The sequence below is a fragment of the Dactylosporangium salmoneum genome, assembly GCF_039532525.1.
Classification (GTDB): domain Bacteria; phylum Actinomycetota; class Actinomycetes; order Mycobacteriales; family Micromonosporaceae; genus Dactylosporangium; species Dactylosporangium salmoneum.
In genome coordinates, this window is sequence record NZ_BAAARV010000046.1 from 34,508 (window position 1) to 57,618 (window position 23,111).

The following is a 23,111-nucleotide window of genomic DNA, read 5'->3' on the forward strand; positions in this document are numbered from 1 at the left end:
GCGAGCGATGCGGGCGTCAGGCCCGGTGGTCGTCGACGCCGCTGACACTTCCCGGCGCCCGCCGCTGCGCGAAATTGTCCACGTCACCGTACTCGAGGTCGCCGTTTTCGAGCGGGATCTCGGCCGTCAGGGCCATTCCCTGCCCGGGCGGGCTGACGACGGCCAGGCGGCCGCCCAGCGCCTCGACCCGGTCCTGCAGGCCGACGAGCCCGGTGCCCCGGCCGGCGTCGGCGCCCCCGATCCCGTCGTCGCGGATCGACAACCGGATCCTCGTGGTGTCCGCCGTCGCGGCGACGAGGACGACCGACGCGTGCGAGTGCTTGGCAGCGTTGGCCAGCGCCTCCGACACGACGAAGTACGAGGCCACCTCCACCCGCTCCGGCAGGCGCTGCGGGATGTCGAGATTGAGCTCCACCGGCAGGGTGCTGCGGCGGGCGAGCGCCTTGAGCGCCGGTGCCAGGCCGCCCTGCGACGACAACGCCGGGTGGATGCCCCGGCCCAGCTCGCGCAGGCTCTTGTGCATGTCGTTCAGGCCCTGCACGCCCTGGTGCAGCAGGCTCCTGACCCCCGGCAGCTCGGTCGGCACGGAGTCCGCGGCCATCCGCAGCTCCAGCGCCAGCGACACCAGCCGCTGCTGAGCGCCGTCGTGCAGGTCCCGCTCGAACTTGCGGCGCGCCTCGTCGGCGGTGGTGACCAGGCGGGCTCGGGACGCGATGAGCTGAGCCCGGTTGTCGGCGTTGGCGATGGCGGTGGCGAGGAGATCGGTGAAGTCGACCAGGCGCTCCTCGGCGTCGGCCGGTATCGGCCCCGGCCGGGACGACATGATCACGGTGATGCCCCACAGCTGGCCCTCGACGACAACGGGCACCCCGACGGTGGCGCGGATGCCCAGGGCGCGCATGTTCACCGCGATCGGGCCGGTCGCCGTCTCGTAATCGTCCACCCGGGCGTTGCGCCTCGTGCGCGCGATGGTGCTGGCGAGGTTGTTGCCCTCGATCCCGATGCTCGCCGCCGGCGGCAGCGGGCGTCCCGACTCGTCACAGCCGGACACCCGGCTGACGGTGCCGTCGGGCTCGTATCGGATCAGCGCCGCGCCGAAGTCGTCGAAGAGCCGGCACAGCTCCAGCGTCACCGCGGCGAACACCTCCGCCGGGGCGGCACCGGCGGCGACGAGCGTCGCCACGCGGCGCAGGGCGGCCTGCTGCACCAGCAGCGCCGTGGACTCCCGCTCACTCGCCCGCAGCGAGGTCATGATCCCCTCGCGGTCCCTCGCGGCCCGCAGGACGGCCTCCAGCGACGGCACGATCCGGGCCCGGGCCCGCTCCAGCGTCGCCGGCGGGGTGCCGGCCGGCAGCCGCAGCACGCCCAGCGCGGTGCCCTGATCGCGCAGGAGCAGCACGGCGTCGTACCCATCGTGCGGCGCGTCGCCGAACTCGATCGACGCGTACGGCAGCTCGAGCAGTTTCGCCAGGCGGCGCGACGCCACCGTCAGCGCGCCCGGCACGTCGTCGCTGCTCAGCGTGCGGCGTGCCAGCTCGGCGGCGAAGTCGGCCTCGTCCCGGCGCTGGGCTGCCTCGATCGCGCGCGATCGGGCCAGGTTGGCGATGCCGCTGGCGATGAACGCGGCGACCATGAAGATGACCACCTGCTCGAAGTCACGACGCAGCGTGAGATGGAGCCCGGACGGCGCGATCAGGAAATAGTTGAAGGCGACGGTGCTGGCCGCCGCCGTCGCGACGCCCGCCGCCACGCCCCAGACACTCGCCATGACGAGGACGCCGAGCAGATAGATCTCGCCGAGCTGGCCGGCGTAAGAGACACCACGCAGCCCGTACAGCACCAACGTCTCGGCCGCGATGAGCAGCGCCGCGGCACCGACCGCCAGCGGAGCCGGTGGCGGGACGGCCGGCAACAGCCGCGCCAACAATGCCCGTGTCCCTCGGGCGAGCGTCACCGGCGCCGAAGAATACGTATCGCGGCGGCCCGAATCATCCCACCGCTGGCCTGATACTCGAAACACCGCATCGATCCCTTGCCAAGCCCCGTCCAGCTTACGCCGCGCAGATCAGGGCCCAGGCCAGGCGAGATCCGGCGCCGGCGCACCTTGTCCATACAGCGTTCCGGGCGCACCGGGCGCCATGGCGGCATATGCAGGCTGCTATAGCGCCGCCCTGCCCGTGCCTCCTCTCCGACAGCGACGCGGATGCCCGCCCGGGTTGCCGTGCGTCCGTCACAGCCGCTGTACTAAATAGTCAGCACGGTGCGATCATGAACGGACAACGGACGCCTCACGAACAGCCGACGCCGCCGCACACAAACGCAGTGATGGTCCACAACGGTGTGGATGTCTCGCTACTCGGCTTGGCCGATGCTCAGACGAACCACGCCGGAAGGATGACCATGTCGACCCGGGAGAAACTCGACTCGATCTTCACCACGGTGATGCACCGCAACCCTGGTGAGCACGAGTTCCATCAGGCGGTACGCGAGGTGCTCGACAGCGTCGCGCCCGCCCTGGACAAACACCCCGAGTACGCGCAGGCCAAGATCATCGAGCGGATCTGCGAACCGGAGCGGCAGATCATCTTCCGGGTGCCCTGGGAGGACGACAGCGGCGAGGTGCACATCAACCGCGGGTTCCGGGTGGAGTTCAACTCCGCGCTGGGCCCGTACAAGGGCGGCCTGCGGTTCCACCCGTCGGTCTATCTCGGGATCGTGAAGTTCCTCGGGTTCGAACAGCTGTTCAAGAACGCCCTGACCGGCATGCCGATCGGCGGCGGCAAGGGCGGGTCGGACTTCGATCCGAAGGGCCGCTCCGACCGCGAGGTGATGCGGTTCTGCCAGTCGTTCATGACGGAGCTGTACCGCCACATCGGCGAGTACACCGACGTGCCGGCCGGCGACATCGGCGTGGGCGGCCGCGAGATCGGCTACCTGTTCGGGCAGTACAAGCGCATCACGAACCGGTACGAGTCCGGGGTGCTCACCGGCAAGGGGCTCGTCTACGGCGGCGCTCAGGTGCGCCGGGAGGCGACCGGCTACGGTGCGGTGTTCTTCGCCGACGAGATGCTGCGCGCCGCGGGTGACAGCATCGACGGCAAGCGGGTCGTGGTGTCCGGCTCCGGCAACGTGGCGATCTACGCGATCGAGAAGATCCACGAGCTCGGCGGCGTCGTGGTCGCGTGCTCCGACTCGTCCGGATACGTGCTCGACGACAAGGGCATCGACGTGTCGGTCCTCAAGGAGGTCAAGGAGGTACAGCGGGAACGGATCGGGCAGTACGTCCGCCACCGCCCGCACGCGACGTTCACGCCTGGAAACGGGTTGTGGCGCGAGGTGCCGTGCGCGATCGCCATCCCGAGCGCCACCCAGAACGAGATCGACGCCGAGGATGCGGCCGCTCTGGTGGCCGGGGGATGCATCGCCGTGGTGGAGGGCGCCAACATGCCGACGACGCCGGAGGCGGTACGCCTCTTCGCCGAGGCCGGCGTGCGCTTCGCTCCCGGAAAGGCCGCCAACGCGGGCGGGGTCGCCGCCAGCGCGCTGGAGATGCAGCAGAACGCCAGCCGCGACTCGTGGACGTTCGAGTACTCGGAGCAGCGGCTCCATGGCATCATGCGCGACATCCACGCCCGCTGCTACGCCACCGCGGAGGAGTACGGCATGCCGGGCAACTACGTCGCCGGCGCCAACATCGACGGATTCCGGATGGTCGCCGAAGCGATGCTCGCCCAGGGCCTGATCTGAGCGCAGCTGCTGGTTACGTGGTGCTCGGTAGCCTCTCGGCCGGCCAGTTGAGGACCTTGGCGCCGAGCACCGCGGCCTGCAGGGTGAACCGGTGGGCCGGGTCGGCCGCGTCGTAGCCGGTCAAGGTCTTGATCCGGTCGAGGCGGTAGGTCACCGTGCGCACGGACACGTGTAGCCGCTTGGCTGATTCGGTGGCCACCGCGCCGGTGGCGAAGTAGGCGTCCAGCGTGTCCAGCAGCGGTGCGGCGCCGCCCCGGGCCTGCGTCAGCGGGGTGAGCACCGCGGAGACGAGATCGACCATGGCGGGCTGGTCGCGCAGCAGCACCCGGTAGACCAGCAGGTCGTGGGCGGAGATGACGGCCTTGTCGGTGTGCAGTCGACCCGCCATGGTCAGCGCCTCGCGGGCCTCCTCGTAGGAGCGGGCGATGCCGTACAGGCCGGGGTGGGGGCGGCCGACCGCCACCCGCCAGGGTCGTCCGTGCCGGAGCCGGTTGAGTTCGCCGTGCATCAGCCGGCCGAGGTCGTTGTCCTGCCCGGCCGGTGCGGTGCCGCCGGCCGCGGCGGCCTCGGCCGGGGCGAGCACGACGAGCAGGCCCTCTTTCGTGGCGACGAGGACGTCACGGTCGCCGAGCCGGTCGAAGATGACCGCCTCGAGGGCGCTGATCGCCGTGTCGGTGTCCGGCAGCCGCCGGCTCGGCGCGGCCAGCGCCACCTGGTGCACCCGGGCGAGGTCGAGCCCGAACGGCTCCGCCCGCTCGACGAGGCTGCCGAGGTCGGAGTCCCCGCGCAGCAGGTCGTCGATGAGCTCCCGGCGCAGCGCCTCTTCCCGGCGGACCAGGTCGCGGCGGGCGACGGCGTAGCCCTCGGCGAGGGTGGCGACCGCGTCGTCGATGACGTGCAGCACCGCCTCCGCCGCGGCGCGCACGACCTCGCTGTCGCGGGAACGCACCACCATGGGCAGGTCCTGCCACAGCCGCCGCGCCGACGACAGGTACAGCTGCACCACGCGCCCGGCCGAGATGCCCTGTTCGGCGGCCTGCCGGCCGAGCCGGCCCACCGCTTCGAGCTCGGCGCGCCTGGGGCGGCGTCCGCTGACCGCCGCGTCGGCCAGCATCGGCAGGTAGTCACCGAGCAGACCGACCGGGACACCGCCGGCATCGGCAGCGGCGGCGGTGGCGACGTCGGCGAGCCACGCCTGCTGCGCCTGCGGCGGCTCGGGAGCGGCGCCACGCCGGCGCCGGCTGTTGTCGGCCACGCCCGGTCACCTCATTCCTGCATCTCAGCCACGCGCCCGTCGGCGCTCCTTGTCGACCGTGGCCGGCCGATCGAGCCCTTATTTGCCGGTCACCGGCAGTTTAATCCGGCGCCGTCTGCTCGCCGTGACACTGTGTGCGGCCGAGGTATCCGGCAACCATGGCGATGCGAGCGGGACCCGCGCCGCCCCGACACGGTCGACATCCGCCCGGCAACCACCAACGCGGTAGAAGAGGTCTTCGGAGTTTCATGGACATCGAACGCACATCGCTGCCGGGCATCGGAACCTGCCGGACCTTCACCAGCGCCGCCGGGACCCGGGTGGGCGTCATCGCGCACGACGCCGACGGCCGGCGGGTGCTCATCCACAGCACTGACGGCGATCCCGACGCCGGCTGCTGCCTCGCCCTGACCCCGGCCGAGGCGGTCGCGCTGGCGGGTCTGCTGGGCATCTTCGACGTCACCGACGCCGGCCATCGCGACGATCGGCTGCCGGCCCCTGACGCGCGCCGCTGAGCGGCCGTAGAGCCCGCCGGGCCGGCGGTCCGCACCACACTCCCTGCCGGTGCGGGCCGCCGGCCCGGCGTTCACCATCAACCGTTGTGGTGCCGCTGGCACGGCATGCAGAACCGGGCGTGCGGCAGGATCTCGAGCCGCTCGGCCGGGATCGGCGCGTCGCACTTCTCGCATCGGCCGTAGCTGCCCTCGGCGATCCGGCGCAACGCGCCGGTGGTCCGCTCGAGGTTCTGCCGGGTGGCGGCCACCAGCGCCGCCCGGTTGTGCGCCTCACCGGGATCGCCGGTGTCCGCCGACATCTCCGTGAGTTCTCTGAGCCGGGCTGTCTGGGCCGTGAGGTCGTCGTTCAGCGACGCCCGCACGCCGGCAAGCCAATTCTGGTCCGACACATCGATGTCAACGCTCATGGTCCCGTCCTGTGCTCGTAGTGGATCGGAAAACAACAAGGGGCCGAAGCCCGAATGACTTCGCCCCTGGGCTTTGGCGCCGCTTGCGCTACCCGCCGTGCCGGTGTTCGGCCGGTGCCGGCGGTCGGGCGTTGCTGCATACGGGGCACTGGTTGGCTGCCGGATGCCGTGCCAGGTGATCGATCGGAATGTCGCGCACGCATCTCGCGCAGACGCCGTAGCCGCCGTGTTCCAGGGCATGCAGCGCACGTTCGATGTCGTCGAGCCGGCGCGACGTGGCCGCCTCCAATGTCGACCGGTCGAGGGTGCGGGGGCTCTGCTGCGATTGCGGCTGGTCGAGCAGGCGAAGCTGCGTGCGGTACCGGCCGCGATGCTCTTGCAGGAGGACGCGCAGGACATCGAGCTCTCGCTGCCTGCTCAGGGTGTACACGGTCGAATCTCCTCGTTCCTGGTTGCCGCATCCGCAGGATGCGGCGGCACAACCAAATCGGTCAGCGCCCGCTGCGCGATGGCGCCGCCGTGGTCGCGGTGCACAGCCGTGGCAGGCTGGCGGGAGCGAGCCGGCAGCGCAGGCAGGCGCGGGCGGTCGGGCGGTGGCGCAGCTGCGCGTCCGGGACGGGCAGCTTGCAGCGTTCGCACCGGCCGTAGCTGCCGTCGGCCATGCGTTGCAGGGCTCGGGCCGTCTCGGCGATCGCGTGCCGCGCCGCCGCGATCGCGGCCTCGTCCTCGGCGCCCTTGCGGGGGCGGCACGTCAGCGTGGTCAACCGCGCGATGTGCTGCGCGTACTGCGATTCCAGCTGCTCGTGCAGCGCTGTGGCGATGCTGGTGCTGGGGTACGTCACGGCGGCGGTCGCTCCTTTCCGTGGTGCGCTGCCGGTGGGAGCCGGTCAGCGCATGGCACCGCGGCGCAGCGCGGCGAGTGCGGCCAGGCCCGCGCCACGCACGGCGGCCAGATGTGGTGCGGCGGGATGGCGTACCGGAACGCCGGCCGCACCGGCGATGCGGGCAGCCAGCCGCGGGCGTGTCGCGCCGCCACCGACGAGGAGCAGGCCGCCGCGCACCGCCGCCGCGATGGCCTGGCCGTGGCGGGGGTGCCGGCGCACGCGGCCGATGAGGTCGGTGACGGCGGCGATGACCGCCGCGTCCGCGTCCGGCCCACCGGCGTGATCGTGCAGTCCGACGTCGCGCCGCTCGGCCGCGACGACCAGGCCGCCCGAGAGCACGGCGACCTCGGTCACGTGTGCGCCCACGTCGGCGATCAGCAACGGGCCGGGCGCCGCGCCGGAGCCGATCGCGGCGGCGCGCACGCTGTCGATGAACAAGAGCCGGGCCGGCTCGAACACGGTCGTCATCACATCACGCAAGGCCAGCTCCGCCCGTGCGTCGCTGCCCACCGGGCGGCATGCCACGACCACGACGCCGGCGGGCAGCGGGCGCCGGTGGCCGTACAGGAGACCGGACAGCACCATGCGCGTCGCCTCCGGGTCGGCGATCCGGCCCCGGACAACCGCGCCGGCCCATTGCGTCGCGCCGGGCGCCGGGTTGGCGGCGTGCACGGTACCTCGGCCGGACGCCCAGACCCGGGTGTGAGCGCTGCCGAGGTCGACCCCCACGGCCGCGGGCTCGTGTGGCATGGCCTCGTCGGCGATCTCGCTCGATTCGGTGAGCACTGGCTTCTCCTCTCGGGTACCCGAAAGCGGTCCGTGACGGTGACAGGAAATATTGGGCTGCCGGTCCGAGCAGAAGGACGAGCAGCGGGTCGGGCCTGCGCGGGCCCGGTTGCCGATTGCGGCGATGGCCGCCGGTCAGCGAACCGTGGTCGACTGGCCGTTCCGGCCGGGCGGCGACGGCTGCCGGCGTACGCGCGCGTGCCCGACCCGGTCCCCGGCGGCACTCAGCCACGCCGGCCCGGGATCGGGCGAACCGCTCGGCACGGGGCGGACTGCGACCGGGGCGGCAGCTCGCTTGCCAGGCAACACGCCAGTCGTCATCGTCACCACCCCAGGACGTCGCGCCGTAAAGGAATTTCCAGCTTCGACGACCGGCCACCGGCATACACCGGCACCGGTCGGCAACATCACGGCTGCCCCATTGCCGACGATCGGCAATGTCCGGTCGCCGAGCCTGCACCGCCGATCGCGCGGGGACGACCTTCGGGGAGGCGGCGCGAGCCGCCGCGGGTCCACGGAGACCCCATTCCATGGAATGTTTGACTCGGGCCCCAGCGATGGCTAACGTATTCCACAGAATGCTTTTTTTCACGGAGCGGAGCGGTACCCCCTCATGTCACTGTTCAAGTCCAAGACGTTGTGGATCGTCCTCGGCGCGGTGGTGGTGGCCAACCTCGCGGTGTTCACCCTGGCCGACAAGGCCGGGGTGACCGATGCGGCGACGATGGCTGCCTCCGCCGACGCCAACCTGGTCGTGGTCGCGCTGCTCATCGGGGTCATCTGGCTGCTGACCCGCAAGCGGGCCGGGGTCGACCTGGGGGCACGGGCGCCGCAGCGCCGCATCGCCGGGCGGGAGGTGGCCGGGGTGCTCGGCTACGCCGCCGCCGGGCAGCTGGTGGGGGCGGGGCTGGGCCGGCTGCTGGGCGAGCACCCGATCAGCTTCCACCTGGCGGGCACCCTCTACGGCCACCAGCACGTGACGCCATACGAGGCGTACGTCTGGGCGGGGTACAACTTCGTGGTCTACGCCCTGCTGCCCTGGCTGTACTTCCGCCAGCGCTACACCGCTGAGCAGCTGAGCCTGCGCTCGTCCAACCGCCGCAACGACCTGCTGGTCATCCTGGTCGTCATGGTCCTGGAGTCGCTCAACGAGCTGGGCGGCCTGAGCGACGCCGTGCTGCACCTGAGCCCGTCCCAGCTGGTCAAGGGCGTGCCCACGGCGTTCGGCCTGTACTTCCTGGGCTCCGCGCTGCCCACGATGGTCCTGGTGTACTCGATCCTGCTGCCCCGCTACCGCGCGCTGACCCGCTCGGTCCCCGCGACCGTCGTGCTGGGCGGCCTGACCTACGCGCTGCTGCACTTCTTCGAGGCGTGGACGGTGTTGTCCTCCCCCGCCGGCGCGGCCGTGTCGATCGGGCTGCTGCTGTTGCAGTACACCGGGCCTGGCATGGTGAAGAGCGTGCTGACGCTGCGCACCGGCAACGCGTGGGTTCACGTGTGGGCCTACCACGCCGTCGCGCCGCACACGCTCGTCGACACCCCGCACGTCGTGCAGATCTTCAACATCAAGTAGGAGGCGGTGCATGGTCCGGCCACAACGACCACAACAGCAGGGCGCGATGTTGCGCGAGCTCGCGATCGTCCACCAGCTGATGACGACCCGGCTCAACCGGGCGCTGCGCCCTCTCGGCCTGACCATGACCCACACCAGCCTGCTGCTGCACCTCACCGGCCACCCGGACGGCTGCACCATCGGCGAGATCGCCGACGCCATGGAGGTCAACCAGCCCGCGGTGTCCAAGACGGTGAAGACCCTGGCCGACCGGGGAGCGGTGAGCGTCCACCTCGACCCGGCCGACGCCCGCCGCCGCACCGTCCGGCTCACCCCCGACGGCGGCGCGCTCATCGGCCAGGCCATGCAGGCCATGCACCCCGAGGCCACCCTCGGCCTCGCCGACCTCGACGACGAGCGACTGGCCACCCTCATCGACCTGCTGCGGACCGTCCGCATCCGCCTCGACGGTGCCCGCACGCAAGCCTGAGGTCCACCGACGCGCCTCCTGATGGGTGCCTCTTCTGCCGGATTCTCCCGGTCGCCCCGCGGCCACCGTTCGACCGGCGCCGACTGTTGACGGCGTCGCCTACGATGATCAGCCGTGGCCAACTACTCGCCGTACGCCGTGCCGCAAGCGCCGCCGCCGAAGAAGACCTGGCGCGTCGTCCTGATCGTCGTGGGCGCCGTGCTCGTGCTGTGCTGCGGCGGCCTCGGCGTCGGCGGGTACTTCCTCTTCAAGGGCGTCAAGGAGGCGACCGGCCCGGCGCTGGACGCGGCGAACCAGTTCGTCGTCAACCTCGAGCACGGGGACACCGACGCCGCGTACGAGCAGCTGTGCGCCGGCACCCGCACCGCCTACACGAAGGACGCGTTCGCCGACGGCGTGGCCAAGCAGCCGAAGATCACGGCGCACAAGACGACCGGCGTGAACGTCGCCAGCATCAACGGGCGCACCACGGCCACGGCGACGATGACGCTGACCCTGGACAGCGGGTTCTCAGAGCAGCACGCGTTCCCGATGCTCAAGGAGTCCGGGGACTGGAAGATCTGCGGCCGCCCGTACTGAGCGGCCGCAGACCGGCAGGCTCACGGCAGACAGGTCGAACAGCGGCACGCCTGGGCCACGAGTTGGTCGAGAAGAATCCTGTTGGGATTCTCCGGCTTGAGCGGCTCGTCGCCCTCCGCCAGCACGCCCAGTCGTTGCAGCATCCGTCCCGCCCGGTAGGCGGTGACGCACAGGCGCCAGGCGGCGAGCACCTCGAAGTAGTGCACGTCCTGGAGGCGAGAGCCGGAGAGCTCGAGCACCACCCCTTCAGCGTGTAGGCCGGGCGGTCCGGCGGAACCCGCCCGGAGATCTGTTCCATCACCACGAAGGGCGCGCCGAGAACACCGACGTCGGGCTCGAACCAGCGGACCTGGGGAACGGCCAGCGTCGTGCCACGGCCGAGCGCGTCGAGTACCCGGAACTCGTGGCCGAGGTCGTACTCCCCGAAGACGCCTGGGCCGTCGGGCGCCACCCGTGCCGCGAAGCCGCCCGATCGGGCAGCACCCTGATGCCGCCACTCGGCAGTGAAGAGAATCGTCTCGGTGGAGAAGCCACTCCCGCGCGGTACGGCGACGTTCGTGATGCCGACGGGGCCGGCGCACTCGAGGCGCGCCGCGAGCCACGGCTCGAGCTTCGACCTGATCGTCGCGAGGTCGAGTCGGCCTACGATGGCCATCAGGCTCGTACTGACCGGCGATGACTCCGGCGGCGCCGAAGTGGACGGCCTGCTGTCCCGATCCGCATCGGCGGTCGACGGCCGCGCTCGGCACCTCCTCCGGCCAGCCGGCGGCGAGCAGTGCCACCCGGCCGATGTTGCCCGACTGGTCTCCCACCTGGCTGACGCACCCCCAGATGACGTCGTCGACGTCGGCCGGGGCGATGCCGCCACGCTCGACGAGAGCGGACAGGACGACCGCGGACAGATCGGCCGGATGAGTTCCGGCCAGTGACCCTCCCCGCTTGCCGAGCGGCGACCTCACCGCCCCAACGATCACTGCGTCGCGCATTGTGAGCCTCGTTTCCTCTCGTTCAGGGCGTCACCATCCTCAGCGGGACTCCGCACGGGGCACAAAGTCCGTTGAGCGCTAGGGCCCATAGGTGACACGCGTCAGAACCGGCGGCGCGCCGGTTCTGACGCCGCGTCGCGAGAGGTACCGGTGGTGATCAGACGGTGACCGCCTGGCGGTGCAGGCGGATCTGCCACACGTCGGGGCCTTCCTGCAGCCACTCGGTGTCGATCTGCCCCGGGTAGCGGGCATCGATCTCGGCCAGCAGCGGCCGTGGCGCGTGCGGGGCGACGAGCACCAGGGCCGCATCGGCCGGCAGGACGTCGACCGCGGCCAGGACCCGGGCGTGGCGCTGGTCGTGTGGCAGCGCGCGTACGTCGATGCGCGCGTCGATGCTGAGCACCGGCGCGGCCGCGTCGGCCCCTCCCCTGTCGCCGCCGCAGCCGCAGCCGCCACCACCGCAGCCGGCGGGGGCGTCCGCGGCGCCCAGCAGGGCGTGCATGCCGCCGAGCAGGCCGGCCAGGTCGACCTGCGGGGCGTCGAGCAGCAGCGGCAGGATGAGGTTGTTCTCCTTGGCCAGGTGCACCTCGAACACCGCGGCCAGCGCGCGGGCGGCCGACGCGGCGTCGACCGCCGTCCCGGCGGTGTCCAGCTCCGCCACGAGCGCGGAGATCGCCTCGTGCTCGGTGAGCATCCCCTCGACCAGCAGCCGCCCGCCGGGCCGATCGGCGGCGGCCGGGTACAGGGCCGCCTCCTCCGCGGTGGCGTGGGGCAGCAGCTCGGCGCGCAGCCACTGCAGCAGTGTCTGCCGTTCGCGCCGCCATACCAGGCTGGTCCCCAGGCCGGCGGCGGCGCGCAGGGCCGTGACGTGACGGGTGAGGTCGGCGGCGAGTTGCGTGTGGTGAGCCACGACCGCGGTGGCGGCGGCGCGGTCGGCGTCCGATTGTGACATGGCACCCTCTTCCGGGTTTTCTTGCCGTTTGACGTTATAACGTTAGACCTTGTGAAAACCTCGCGACCAGGCCCCTCCGGGGAGACGATCGACACGCCCCAGCACCGCGCCCTCGGCTCGGCGAGCCGGGTGGAGATCCTGCGGCTGGTCCGCGCCGCCGACACCGGCCTGACCAGCGCCGACGTGGTGGAGCGGACAGGTCTGCATCCCTCGACGGTCCGTGTCCACCTCGAGCGGCTGGTCGAGACGGGGCTGCTGGTCAAGGCGCGGGCCAGCGACGGCGCGCCCGGGCGGCCGGCCTGGCGCTACAAGGGCGCCGCGCCGGAGCCGGCCCCGGCCCCGTACCGGGCGCTCGCCTCCGCGTTGCTGGACCACCTCGCGGACACCGGGGGCGGTACCGCGGCGGCCGTGACGGCGGGCCAGGCGTGGGGCCGTCGCCTGGCCGCGGCGGCGTCACCCGGTGAGCCGGCGGCAACGGCCGTCGACGTGCTGACGCAACTGGGGTTCGATCCGCACCGGGTGCCTCACCCGGGCGACGCGGCGCCGCCCGGCGATGCCGCCGTCGAGGTCCACCTGCGGACCTGCCCGTTCCTGGACCTGGTCGGCCAGCATCCGGACGTCATGTGCGGCCTGCACGCCGGGATGATCCGCGGGGTGTTGCACGCGGCCGGCGCCCCGGACGGGCAGGCCGTGCTGGAGCCGTTCGCCGCGCCGGACGCCTGCGTCGTGCGGCTGCTGGTCCCGGACCGACGGGTGCCGGACGGACGGCCGTGACGCGCCCCGGCCCGGTCCGCGCCGGCTGGCGGCTGCCGCCGCTGGCCGCCGGCGGTCTCGCGCTGCTCGCCGGGCTGTATGCCGCGCTGCTGCTGCTCGGCTTCGGCCTGCCGGTCCCCCGTCCGGCGCTGGCCGACGTGCACGGCCCGGTGATGGTCCTCGGCTTCGTCGGCACCCTCATCGCCCTGGAGCGGGCCGTCGCGCTCGGCGCCCACTGGGCCCTGGCCGCGCCCGGCTGCGCGGGTGCGGGCGGCCTCACCCTGATCCTGGCGGGCCCGGGCCTGCCCGGCAAGCTGCTGCTGGCCGCCGGCGGGGTGGTGCTGCTGGCCGTCTACCGGGCGTTGTGGCGCCGCCAGCCCGGCCCGGCGCTGCTGGCCCAGGCCGCCGGCGCGTTCGCCTGGTACGCCGCCGCCCTGCTCTGGCTGGCCGGCCTGCCGATCCCCGACCTGGTGCCGTGGCTCGCCGTCTTTCTCATCGCGACCATCGCCGGGGAACGCCTCGAACTGGCCCACGTCGCCCTCGCCGGCCCCCGCCCGCAGCGCTGGTTCCTCGCCGCGCTCGCCGCCCTGATCGCCGGCGCCACGGCGGTGACCCTGTGGCCCGCCGTCGGGGCGTACCTGTTCGGCCTGGGGGTGCTCGCCGTCGTGGCCTGGCTGGCCGTGTTCGACGTGGCCCGGCGCACCATCCACGCTCGCGGCCTGCCCCGCTACGTCGCCGCCGGGCTGCTCACCGGCTACGCCTGGCTGGCCCTCGCGGGACTGCTGTGGGCCGGCGCCGGTCCGACGGTGGCCGGTGCCCGCTACGACGCCACCGCGCACGCGGTGTTTCTCGGCTTCACCATGTCGATGGTCTTCGTGCACGCGCCGGTGATCCTGCCCGCGGTGCTGCGCCGGCCGTTGCCGTACCGGCCGGTGCTGTACGTCCCCCTCGTGCTGTTGCACGGGTCCTTGCTGGTTCGCGTCGCCATCGGTGACGGCGCCGGCCTGGAGGCGGTGTGGCGGTGGGCCGGCGCCGGCAACGTCGCCGCGGTGCTCGGCTTCGTCGCCTTCGCCGCCGCCCTCACCGCGCGCTCGGGCCGGCATGCGGTGCGGAACCACCGGCTGGCCGTGGCCGACGCGAGCGTGTCACGGTGAGCGCCGTACCGGCCCAGAACCCGCCGACCGGGCGGGCGCGCTGGCACCGCCGCAGCAGCCTGCTGCCGCTGGGGTACCTCGCCGGCATCCTTGCGGTCGGGCTTGTCCACCCGCTGCTGGCGCAATGGCGGTGGCTGGCGATCCACCTGCTGCTGCTCGGCGCGGTCAGCAACGCCATCGTCATCTGGAGCGCTCACTTCACGGCCGCCGTGCTGCGGGTCCCGGCACCGGCCGGCCGGCGCGGTGACGCCATCCGCCTGGCCGTGCTCAACGCCGGAATCCTGGCGGTGCTGACCGGCGCCACCGTCAGCCCGGCATGGGTCGGCGTCGGTGGTGCCGCCGCGGTGTTCGCCGCGATCTGCGCCCACCTGCACTGGCTCTTCGCCCGGGTCCGGGCGGCGTTGCCGGCCCGGTTCGCGGTCACCGCGCACTACTACGTCGCCGCCGCCGTCGCCCTCCTGGCCGGCATCCCGGTCGGCGCCTGGATGCTGGTCACCGACGACGCCGCCCGGCCCCGGCTGGTCCTCTTCCACGCCCACGTCAACCTGCTCGGCTGGGTCACCCTCACCGTGCTGGGCACGGTGCTGACCCTGTGGCCGACCGTCCTGCGCACCCGGATGGCCGACGGCGCGGTCGCCGCCGCCCGCACCGCCCTGCCCGTCGCCGTCGCCGGGCTGGTCGTGCTCGCGGCCGGGGTCCTGGCCTGGTGGCCGGTCCTCGCCGTCGGGGGCCTCGCGCTCACCGCCGTCGCCGCGGCGCTCGTGATCCGCCCGGCGGTGCAGGTGGCCCGGCACAAGCCCCCTGCGACGTTCGCCGCGTGGTCACTCGCCGCCGCCGGGGGCTGGCTGCTCGGCGCGCTCGCCGTCGACGCCTTCGCGCTGGGCGGCGCCGCCGGCCCGGCCGATGCGGCCGACCGGTTCGGCGGCGTGCTCGTGCCGCTGCTGGCCGGCTTCGCGGGCCAGACCCTGCTCGGCGCCCTGACCCACCTGCTGCCCGTGGCACTCGGCGGCGGCCCCATCCGCGTGCGCGCCGCCATCGCCGCGCTCGAACGGCGCGGCCCGCAGCGGGTGAGCATGGCCAACCTCGCCCTGCTCGTGTTCCTGCTGCCGGTTCCGGCCTACGTACGCATCACCACCTCACTGCTCGTCCTCGCCGCCCTGGTGCAGTTCCTGCTCCCCGCCGGCCGGCTCGTCCTCGCCAGGAGACCACCCGTGGCCACCGCAGCAGACCCCGCGTCAGACAACCCACCGAACGCCTCGGTCGCCGCCGCACCACCGACACGGCCGCTCGGCGGCGTCGCGACCGGCACCGCCCTGGTCCTGCTCGCCGTCCTCATCGGCGTCGCCGCCCAGCACACGACCGACCCCACGGCGTCGCCGCGAGCCACCGCGGCCGACGTGCCGGCCACCGGGCACACCACCACCGTCCAGATCACCGCCGACGACATGCGTTTCCACCCCGACCGCATCACCGTCCCGGCCGGGGACCGCCTCGTCGTCGAACTGACCAACCACGACAGCCACCGCCACAACCTCGTCCTGGCCACCGGGCCGAAGACCGGCACCATCGGCCGCGACACGACCGTCCGCCTGGACGCCGGGGTCATCGGCGGCACCGTCGAAGGCTGGTGCTCCCTTCCCGGCCACCGGCAGGCCGGCATGACCCTCACCATCACCACCACCGGCGGCCAGGCCGCCGGCCACGACCACAACGCCCCCAGCCCGACCGCGACGCGCATCGACCCGATGGCCGACCCCGGTCCCGCGTTCACCGCCCGCGACGCCGGCGCCCCCACCACCGGCACCGAACCGGTCCACCGGCTCGAACTGCACGTGCAGGAGGTGATCCGGGAAGTCGCGCCCGGCATACGGCAGCAACTGTGGACGTTCAACGGCACCGCCCCCGGCCCCACCCTGCGCGGCAGGATCGGCGACACCTTCGAGATCACCTTGGTCAACGACGGCAGCATCGACCACGGCATCGACTTCCACGCCGGCGCGCTCGCCCCCGACACCCCGATGCGCCCCGTCGAGCCCGGCCAGCGGCTCGCCTACCGGTTCACCGCCACGAAGGCCGGCATCTGGATGTACCACTGCTCGACCATGCCGATGCTGCTGCACATCGGCAACGGCATGTACGGCGCCGTCATCATCGACCCTCCCGGTCTGGCCCCCGTCGACCGCGAATACGTCCTCGTGCAGTCGGAGCTCTACCTCGGCCCCGACGGCCAACCCGGCGACATGACCAAGATGCAGGCCGAGCGGCCCGACGCCGTCGTGTTCAACGGTTACGCCGGGCAGTACGCCCATCGGCCGCTGATCGCCACCGCGGGGAAGCGGGTCCGGATCTGGGTGCTCGACGCCGGTCCCAACCGTCCCGCCGCCTTCCACGTCGTCGGCGCCCAGTTCGACACCGTCTACCGCGAGGGCCATTACGAGCTTCGGCCCGGCGACCCCGGCGGCGCCCAGGTCCTCGACCTGCCGCCGGCCGGTGGCGGATTCGTGGAAACCGTCCTGCCGGAGGCCGGCCACTACCCGTTCGTGTCCCACGTCATGGTCGACGCCGAGCGCGGCGCCCGTGGCGTCCTCGACGTCCAGGGAGGCACAGCATGACCCCGGAAACGCTCGCCGGAACACGGCCCGCACCGGCCAGGCGGGCGGTGTCGCCGCGCCGGCGCGCGGTGCGCCGGTTCATCCCGCCCCAGCACGGGGCCTGGGCCATGCTCCTGCTCCCCTGGCTCGCCGGAGTCCTCGTCACCGGGCTCCGCTGGCCGCACCTGCCCCTGCTGGTCGCGTGGATCAGCGGTTACCTGCTCAGCTACTACCTGCTGCTGGCGGTCAAGACCCGCCGGCCCGGCCGGGTCCGCGCCCAGCTGACGGTCTACGCGATACCGGCCGTCCTGCTCGGCGGGCTCGTCGTCGCGGCGGTGCCGAGCCTCCTGTGGTACGCACCCTTGTACGCGCTGCTGTTGGCGGTCAACGTCGGCTACGCGGCCCGCCGCGACGAACGGGCGCTGCTCAACGACCTCGCCTCCGTCGTGCAGAGCTGCCTGATGGTGTTCGTCTGCGCCACCATCGCCCACGTCCCGCCCGCCGGCGTCACGGCCACCTTCGTCGCGCTGCTGGCCTACTTCACCGGCACCGTGCTGTACGTCAAAACCATGATCCGGGAGCGCGACAGCGTCGGCTACCGGCGCGCATCCGTCGTGTACCACCTGCTCGCCGCCGCGGGGCTGCTGTTGTACAGGCCCATCGTCGGCGCCGTGTTCCTGTTGCTGCTGGCCCGGGCCTGGGCACTACCGCAACGTCGGCTCAAGCCGGTGCACGTCGGCGTCATCGAGATCGGCGCCTCCCTGCTCGTACTCCTCGCCACAGCGGTCAGCTGACGCGTCGTTGCGGCGCTGAACCTTCGACCGGCGCGGTCAGCGTTAGGGTGGCGCGATGGCATTCAGCGACGGACAGGGATGGATGCAGCTGGGCGAACTGGGCCTGGCGCTGCTGCTGTCCGCGGTCATCGGGGTGGAGCGGGAGATCCGGCAGAAGAGCGCCGGGCTGCGCACCCATACGCTCGTGGGGTTCGCCGCCGCGCTGATCATGCAGGTGTCCAAGTACGGGTTCGCCGACGTCCTGGTCGACCACGTCGTGCTCGACCCGTCCCGCATCGCCGCGCAGATCGTCTCCGGCATCGGGTTCATCGGCGGCGGCCTCATCTTCGTGCGCCGCGACGCCGTGCGCGGGCTCACTACCGCCGCGGTGATCTGGCTCACCGCCGCGGTCGGCATGGCCGCCGGAGCCGGGCTCTGGGTGCTCGCCGTCGCCGCGACCGCCGGACACCTGCTGGTCGTACTGGCCTTCACGCCCCTCGCGGCTCGGCTGCCGCGGTCGAAGTACGCGCCGTGGCGGCTACGGCTGACCTACCTCGACGGCCGCGGCGTGCTGCGGGACGCCCTCGGCGCCTGCACCGCCCGCGGCTTCAACGTCGCCGAACTCCTCGTCGAACAACCCCGCCGGGTCGAGGAACCGCCCGTCGTGACCGTCCTGCTCGTCCTCACCGGCAGCCGCGACATCGCCCCGCTCAACGCCGCCCTGGCCGAGGTCGACGGCGTGCTTGCGGTCGCCGCCGACGACCCGTCCGTCGGCCACGCCTGAGCCCTGACGCTCGGCCGGATTCGGTCACCACCCGTGCAGCACCAGGGACTCGCCGCGGTCGATCGCGGCCAGCGCCACGCCCACGTAGTCGACGAGGTCCGCAGGACGGATCCGTGCGTCGGCCCACCGCATCTCGCTGCACTTGTCCGGCTCACCGATGCGTGGCTCGCCGGTCCAGCCGTCCACGAAGAAGAACAGGTGCAGGTACTCGAAGTCGGCGGCGTGCTCCGGCGCGGCGTGCAGCACCAGCGCGAGCCGGCAGCGGTGCGGGTCCGCCTCGATTCCGGCTTCCTCCCGGAGCTCCCGCACCAGCCCGGCGACGGCGTCCTCGCCGCCGTCGAGGTGGCCGGCGGGCAGGCCGAGCTGCCCGTCGCGGTAACCGGTGCCGGCGCGGCGCATCAGCAGTACGCGCTCCCGATCGCGAAGGATGCCGTGGACGGCGACGGCGGCTCGGAACGGGTCGAACGGCACCGTGTGACCCTATCGGGGCGGTCCCGGTCCCGCCGGACGGCCGGACCGGGACCAGGGTGTCAAGGCAGGAAGTAGTTCGGGTTGGGCAGCTTGAACGTCCGGTCGGCGTGGCCGCCCTCGAGGTCGCTGTACTGGTCGCCGAGGTTCGCGACGATCTCATAGCCCAGCGACTCGATGTGCGCCCGAGTGGCCGACTTGTAGTGCACGGTCGTGCAGGATCCGTTCGGGTCGCCGGCACAGGCGGCCTTGAGATAGTCGGGGTAGTCGGCGACCGCGGGCTTGGTGAACAGCCCGTCCTCGCCGTCGCTGAGCGTGGTCGGCTTCTGGCTGCCGGCCCGGGCGCGACCCTGTGAGCCGCGCCCGGGCCTCGACTCACGGCAGCAGTGACTGGGCGGGCTGGGCCTGGAGGCTGGCCAGGCCCGTCGGGGACAGGTTCGTGACCCGGTATGCGGTGGCGGTGCCGGTCGCGGACACGGTCCAGATGACCGGGTTGGCGTTGACCTCCTGGGTCAGCTGCAGCGACGCCGCCGCCGGCTGCCAGTTCGTCGCCAGGTGGTACGGGGTGTAGTGCAGGGTTGTGCCGTCGTAGGTGATGGACTCCCACAGGTACAGGGCGCCCGTCGAAGGGTTCCACAGCAGCAGGGCGGTGCCGGAGGGCAGAAGCTTCGACGCGATGCGCCACGAGTTCCAGTCCGCGCCGCCGTCCGGAGTGGCCAGCGGCGTGGGGTTGGCCATGAAGTACCCGCCGGGAAAGCCGGGGTTGGGGTAGTAGTCCAAGGTGTAGCCGTAGGCGGGGTCGCCGACGATGGCGAACAGGTCGGGGTATCCGCTGTTGGTGCCCGCGCTGTCGTAGGCGTTGGCCACCGCGATCGGGTCGTCGCCGTTGTTGTCGGTCATGGTTCCGGAAGGCATGACGGTGACGCCGGTGCTGTCGAGGGGGCCGCCGTCGTCGAGGCTGGTGGCGATGATGGCCATCCCCGCGCTGTAGCCGGTCGGGTAGTACACGAGCACGTCGTTGAAGCTCGTGCCGCCGAACCGCCCGGAGATGACCTGCGCGCCGTCGAAGTTCGGGGTCCAACCCGGCAGCGGTGCGATGTTCGTCGCCGGCGTACGCAGGCCGCCGCGGGTGGCCCGGCCGGCCGCGAGCCACAGGCCCGGCGCCAGGCCGGTGGCGGGCCCGACGGTCAGCAGATCCGGCCGGCCGTCGCCGGTCAGGTCCTGGTCGGCGAACGGCGGCGGATATGCCGCGTTGAAGAAGACGTTCGTGGTGTCGGTGAACGTCCCGTCCGGCTCGATCGCCCATACCGCCAGCGTGTTGGTAACACGCGTCGGCACGATCGACACCCGCACCGTCCGCTTGCCCGCGGCGACCCGCGTGGGCGCGCCGGAGTTGAGCTGGTACACGAACGCCGTCGGTATCGGGCTGCCGGCCGGCTCGGCGAACGTGAACGCACCGCGGACGCCGACGATGTAGGCGGCGCTGTCCTCGGTGACCGCTGGTGCGGCCGGCGGTACCGTCGCCGCCCCCGCAGCGGTGGGCGCGATCAGGATCTGCGCCGGCGCCAGCGCCGCGGCGACCGCGGCTGCCCGGAGCAGATGGCGTGTTCTCATGAGTACCTCCCCGTCGGGCGCGCCGGTGTCGGCGCACATGACAGACACGCCGCCCGCCGCGGAGGGTTGCATCGTCAGGGGCAGATTTTCGGTACCCCCAGATCCGGCTCGATGATCTAGGCTGCTGCGGATCACACGACCGGGGTGGTACACCTGATGGCCGCCGCGCCGGACTTCGCCGAGTTCTACTCCGCGGCGTACCCGCGCCTGCTCACGCAGTTGCATGCGTTCGTCGGCGACCGTGCCGAGGCGCAGGACCTCGTGCAGGAGGCATTCACGCGCGCCTACGCACGGTGGGCGACGGTGTCTTCGTTCAACGACCCGTTCGGCTGGGTACGCCGCGTCGCCTGGAATCTCGCGATCACCCGGTGGCGCCGGGCCAAGCGCCTGCTCCACCGGCGCCGAGAGCTGATCGGCGACGATGTGCAGGGCCCGGACGGACTGTCGCTGGACGTCGTGCGCGCGCTCGGGCGGCTCTCGCCGGTCCTCCGGCAGGCCGCCGTGCTGCACTACCTCGCCGACTTCTCGGTACGCGAGATCGCGGAGTTCGTCGACGCGCCCGAGGGCACCGTCAAGGCGAGGCTGCACCGGGCCCGCGCCATCCTGGGCCAGCTGCTCGGCCTCGATGAGGAGCGGGTGAGCCATGACTGAGCGCGACCCGCTGCAGGCCCGCTTCGACGCCTTCCGGGACCGGTCGGCGAGCACCGCCGACCCGCCCCCGGTCGAGGAGATCCCGCGCCGGCTGCACCAGCGCCGCCGGCGCCGCACCGCCGCCGCCGCGCTCACCGCCGCCGCGCTGATCGCGCTGATCGCGCTGCCGTCGTGGCGCCACGCCGCACCGAACCCTGCGCCCGCCTCGTCACCCACGCCCATCCCGACCGCATCCGCGTCGGGGTCGCCGGCGCCGGCTCCGCCACCCCCTACCGGTGTCCCGCTGTCCGGCAGTTCCTCCGCGCCGTCGCAGAGCGGTGACGGCCCGCAGCTGTTGCGCGCCCGCCCCCTCGTCACCGCCGGCGTAGGGCGTCCGCGAGGGGGCGCTCAATAGCGGAACTCCGACACGAGCTGCTGCAGGTGGGCCGCCGTGCGGGCCAGCTCCTGGCTGGCCGCCTGGCTCTCGGTGATGCTGGCCGCGGCCGTCTGGGAGGCCTCGGCGACGCCGTTGATGTTGTCGGCGATCTCGTTGGTGCCGGTCGCGGCCTCGGTGACGTTCCGGCTCATCTCGCCCGTGGTGGCGGTCTGCTCCTCCACGGCGGTCGCGATCGTCGACTGGTACTGGTTGACCCGCTCGATGACCTCCGCGATCCCGCTGATGGACACCCTGGCGGCCTGCGCGTCCGTCTGGATCGCGGCGACCCGGGCCGAGATGTCCTCGGTCGCCTTCGCCGTCTCCTGGGCCAGGTCCTTGACCTCGCTGGCCACCACCGCGAAGCCCTTGCCCGCGTCGCCGGCCCGGGCCGCCTCGATGGTGGCGTTCAGGGCCAGCAGGTTGGTCTGCTCCGCGATCGAGGTGATCAGGTTCAGCACGTTGCCGATCTCCGTCGAGGAGGAGCCCAGCTTCCCCACGGTCTCGTTGGCGTTGCGGGCGTCGCGCACGGCCTGCCCGGCGACCGCGGCGGCCTCGGCGGCGCTGTGCGCGATCTCCTTGATGGAGGCGGCCATCTGCTCGGCGCCGGTCACCACGCTCTGTACGCTGCTGGACACGTGCGTCGCCGACGCCGCCACCACGCCTGCCTGGACGCTGGTCTCCTCCGCCGTCGCGGCGATCTGCTCGCTGGTGGCCGACAGCTCCTCCGACGACGTGGCGACGCTGCCCGCCGTCTCGGCGACCGCCGCGATCGTCTGCCGCGTGCGGGTGGTCGCGGCGTCGAGGGCCTTCGCCATCTGCCCCACCTCATCGCGCGAGTCGATCCCGGCCAGGTGGGTCAGGTCGCCGACGGCCACCGCCGACAGCACCTCATGCACCCGCCGCAGCGGCCTGGTGATCATGCGGGTGACCCACCAGGCCAGCAGCAGCGCGAGCACGATGCCGCCGTACAGCACGACGTACAGCACCGTCCGGCTCTGCTGGTAGGTGGAGCGGGCGGCGGCGACGGTGGCAGTGGCCTGGATCCCCTCCGCCTTGGTCGCGGTGTCGAGCTCGGCCTGGGCCTTCGCGGACAGCGGCCCCGTCACCTGCGCGCTGGTCTTGACGAAGGCGGCGAAGTCGTTCGCCCGCGCCGCCGGCAGCAGCTGGTTGTTCAGCGCCTCGCGGTACTGCTGCCACAGGTCGATGAACCGCCGCACGGCCGCCGGGTCGGCCGCGCTCGGCAGGTACGCCTGGATGTTCGTGTCCACCGCGGCGTCGGCGGTGCGTACCCGCTGCTCGGCCGCGTCGACCGCCGCCCGGTCGGAGGCGAGCACCGCGTCGCGGACGGCGATGCGCACCGCGTTGGCCTGCACCCGGGCCTCGGCCAGGCGCACCGACGGGACGAGGTTCTGCTCGTTGATGTCCCGCCCGCGCTGGTACACGCGTGACATCGCGATGTTGGCGACGATGCCGGCGACCGCCGCGGTGATGGCGACGGCCGCGACGGCCGTGTAGATCTTCGTGCCGACCCTGCGGTCGGCGAACCACCGGACCGGCCCAGCGGAACTTGCCATGGACGTACCCTTCGGAAGCGTGCCCGGGACGTCACGCTCGCCGCGGGGGCCGCCATGACGCCTGTACACGAAGCGGTCCCCGCCGGTCGGCGCCTGCGACGAACCGCGACATCGGAGAACCCGCATCGACCGTCGCCGGAGGGTTACTGATCACGACGATACGGCGGCGGGTGACCCGGCG

Annotated in this window: 24 protein-coding genes and 1 pseudogene; 12 read left to right on the forward strand and 13 right to left on the reverse strand. The window is 72.7% G+C overall.

The annotated features are described in order from the left end of the window. Positions 1-16 precede the first annotated feature (16 nt). A complete protein-coding gene (locus ABD352_RS26225; RefSeq protein WP_344615141.1) occupies positions 17-1,924 on the reverse strand; it encodes a sensor histidine kinase in 1,908 nt (635 codons plus the stop codon). A 476-nt stretch (positions 1,925-2,400) separates the two neighbouring features. Between ABD352_RS26225 and gdhA the strand changes: the two genes are divergently transcribed. Next, a complete protein-coding gene (gene gdhA / locus ABD352_RS26230) occupies positions 2,401-3,747 on the forward strand; it encodes an NADP-specific glutamate dehydrogenase (RefSeq protein ID WP_344615142.1) in 1,347 nt (448 codons plus the stop codon). Between the two features lie 13 nt (positions 3,748-3,760). Here gdhA and ABD352_RS26235 read toward each other — a convergent pair whose 3' ends face one another. After that, on the reverse strand, positions 3,761-5,002 hold the full coding sequence (locus tag ABD352_RS26235) for a PucR family transcriptional regulator (protein WP_344615143.1): 1,242 nt from the start codon (positions 5,000-5,002) through the stop codon (positions 3,761-3,763). A 248-nt stretch (positions 5,003-5,250) separates the two neighbouring features. Between ABD352_RS26235 and ABD352_RS26240 the strand changes: the two genes are divergently transcribed. Next, complete coding sequence (locus ABD352_RS26240) at positions 5,251-5,517, forward strand: cation:proton antiporter regulatory subunit (protein ID WP_344615144.1); 267 nt, start codon at positions 5,251-5,253, stop codon at positions 5,515-5,517. A 77-nt stretch (positions 5,518-5,594) separates the two neighbouring features. On the opposite strand, the gene ABD352_RS26245 is transcribed toward ABD352_RS26240, so the two are convergent. From ABD352_RS26245 to ABD352_RS26260, 4 genes are all read right to left on the reverse strand, one after another. Further along, positions 5,595-5,924: a TraR/DksA family transcriptional regulator gene (locus ABD352_RS26245; protein ID WP_344615145.1), complete on the reverse strand. Its 330-nt coding sequence runs from the start codon at positions 5,922-5,924 to the stop codon at positions 5,595-5,597. 88 nt (positions 5,925-6,012) lie between these two features. Continuing rightward, positions 6,013-6,354, reverse strand: coding sequence for a hypothetical protein (locus ABD352_RS26250; RefSeq protein WP_344615146.1), 342 nt, complete (start codon positions 6,352-6,354; stop codon positions 6,013-6,015). 61 nt (positions 6,355-6,415) lie between these two features. Then, on the reverse strand, positions 6,416-6,766 hold the full coding sequence (locus tag ABD352_RS26255) for a TraR/DksA family transcriptional regulator (RefSeq protein ID WP_344615147.1): 351 nt from the start codon (positions 6,764-6,766) through the stop codon (positions 6,416-6,418). A 45-nt stretch (positions 6,767-6,811) separates the two neighbouring features. After that, positions 6,812-7,594 carry a rod shape-determining protein gene (locus tag ABD352_RS26260; protein ID WP_344615148.1) on the reverse strand — a complete coding sequence of 261 codons (783 nt, stop codon included), beginning with the start codon at positions 7,592-7,594 and terminating at the stop codon, positions 6,812-6,814. Between the two features lie 613 nt (positions 7,595-8,207). On the opposite strand from ABD352_RS26260, the gene ABD352_RS26265 reads away from it, so the two are divergent. From ABD352_RS26265 to ABD352_RS26275, 3 genes are all read left to right on the forward strand, one after another. Next, entirely contained in the window at positions 8,208-9,167 is a 960-nt protein-coding gene (locus ABD352_RS26265) for a hypothetical protein (protein WP_344615149.1), read from the forward strand. Positions 9,168-9,213: 46 nt separating this feature from the next. Next, entirely contained in the window at positions 9,214-9,636 is a 423-nt protein-coding gene (locus ABD352_RS26270; RefSeq protein ID WP_344615150.1) for a MarR family winged helix-turn-helix transcriptional regulator, read from the forward strand. A 114-nt stretch (positions 9,637-9,750) separates the two neighbouring features. Continuing rightward, a complete protein-coding gene (locus tag ABD352_RS26275) occupies positions 9,751-10,215 on the forward strand; it encodes an Rv0361 family membrane protein (RefSeq protein WP_344615151.1) in 465 nt (154 codons plus the stop codon). Between the two features lie 20 nt (positions 10,216-10,235). Here ABD352_RS26275 and ABD352_RS26280 read toward each other — a convergent pair whose 3' ends face one another. The 3 genes and pseudogenes from ABD352_RS26280 to ABD352_RS26290 form a co-directional block, all read right to left on the reverse strand. Continuing rightward, on the reverse strand, positions 10,236-10,457 hold the full coding sequence (locus tag ABD352_RS26280; RefSeq protein ID WP_344615426.1) for a hypothetical protein: 222 nt from the start codon (positions 10,455-10,457) through the stop codon (positions 10,236-10,238). A gap of 423 nt (positions 10,458-10,880) precedes the next feature. Next, positions 10,881-11,201, reverse strand: a pseudogene (locus ABD352_RS26285) (thiolase family protein); the annotation flags it as partial. Between the two features lie 157 nt (positions 11,202-11,358). Beyond that, on the reverse strand, positions 11,359-12,153 hold the full coding sequence (locus ABD352_RS26290) for a DUF2249 domain-containing protein (RefSeq protein ID WP_344615152.1): 795 nt from the start codon (positions 12,151-12,153) through the stop codon (positions 11,359-11,361). Between the two features lie 51 nt (positions 12,154-12,204). Here ABD352_RS26290 and ABD352_RS26295 point away from each other — a divergent pair, with 51 nt between their 5' ends. Genes ABD352_RS26295 through ABD352_RS26315 form a run of 5 tightly spaced genes read left to right on the forward strand, consistent with a single transcriptional unit; the run spans position 12,205 to position 18,208 of the window. Further along, the gene (locus ABD352_RS26295; protein WP_344615153.1) at positions 12,205-12,927 is read left to right on the forward strand and encodes a helix-turn-helix transcriptional regulator; all 723 of its coding nucleotides are present in this window, start codon (positions 12,205-12,207) and stop codon (positions 12,925-12,927) included. After that, positions 12,924-14,060: a hypothetical protein gene (locus ABD352_RS26300; protein WP_344615154.1), complete on the forward strand. Its 1,137-nt coding sequence runs from the start codon at positions 12,924-12,926 to the stop codon at positions 14,058-14,060. Before ABD352_RS26295 ends, ABD352_RS26300 begins: the two co-directional genes overlap by 4 nt. Then, entirely contained in the window at positions 14,057-16,672 is a 2,616-nt protein-coding gene (locus tag ABD352_RS26305) for a multicopper oxidase domain-containing protein (protein WP_344615155.1), read from the forward strand. Before ABD352_RS26300 ends, ABD352_RS26305 begins: the two co-directional genes overlap by 4 nt. Next, on the forward strand, positions 16,669-17,445 hold the full coding sequence (locus ABD352_RS26310; protein WP_344615156.1) for a YwiC-like family protein: 777 nt from the start codon (positions 16,669-16,671) through the stop codon (positions 17,443-17,445). Before ABD352_RS26305 ends, ABD352_RS26310 begins: the two co-directional genes overlap by 4 nt. 55 nt (positions 17,446-17,500) lie before the next feature. After that, the gene (locus ABD352_RS26315; RefSeq protein WP_344615157.1) at positions 17,501-18,208 is read left to right on the forward strand and encodes an MgtC/SapB family protein; all 708 of its coding nucleotides are present in this window, start codon (positions 17,501-17,503) and stop codon (positions 18,206-18,208) included. 24 nt (positions 18,209-18,232) lie between these two features. Here ABD352_RS26315 and ABD352_RS26320 read toward each other — a convergent pair whose 3' ends face one another. From ABD352_RS26320 to ABD352_RS26330, 3 genes are all read right to left on the reverse strand, one after another. Then, the gene (locus ABD352_RS26320) at positions 18,233-18,679 is read right to left on the reverse strand and encodes an NUDIX domain-containing protein (protein WP_344615158.1); all 447 of its coding nucleotides are present in this window, start codon (positions 18,677-18,679) and stop codon (positions 18,233-18,235) included. A gap of 59 nt (positions 18,680-18,738) precedes the next feature. After that, the gene (locus ABD352_RS26325; RefSeq protein WP_344615159.1) at positions 18,739-18,885 is read right to left on the reverse strand and encodes an HAD family acid phosphatase; all 147 of its coding nucleotides are present in this window, start codon (positions 18,883-18,885) and stop codon (positions 18,739-18,741) included. A 166-nt stretch (positions 18,886-19,051) separates the two neighbouring features. Continuing rightward, entirely contained in the window at positions 19,052-20,290 is a 1,239-nt protein-coding gene (locus ABD352_RS26330; RefSeq protein WP_344615160.1) for a hypothetical protein, read from the reverse strand. A gap of 156 nt (positions 20,291-20,446) precedes the next feature. Here ABD352_RS26330 and ABD352_RS26335 point away from each other — a divergent pair, with 156 nt between their 5' ends. Together ABD352_RS26335 and ABD352_RS26340 are read left to right on the forward strand one after the other, a co-directional pair. Next, on the forward strand, positions 20,447-20,941 hold the full coding sequence (locus ABD352_RS26335; protein WP_344615161.1) for a SigE family RNA polymerase sigma factor: 495 nt from the start codon (positions 20,447-20,449) through the stop codon (positions 20,939-20,941). After that, entirely contained in the window at positions 20,934-21,335 is a 402-nt protein-coding gene (locus ABD352_RS26340; protein WP_344615162.1) for a hypothetical protein, read from the forward strand. Before ABD352_RS26335 ends, ABD352_RS26340 begins: the two co-directional genes overlap by 8 nt. On the opposite strand, the gene ABD352_RS26345 is transcribed toward ABD352_RS26340, so the two are convergent. After that, entirely contained in the window at positions 21,329-22,930 is a 1,602-nt protein-coding gene (locus ABD352_RS26345) for a methyl-accepting chemotaxis protein (RefSeq protein ID WP_344615163.1), read from the reverse strand. The two genes, ABD352_RS26340 and ABD352_RS26345, sit on opposite strands and share 7 nt — an antisense overlap. Between the last annotated feature and the right edge of the window lie 181 nt (positions 22,931-23,111).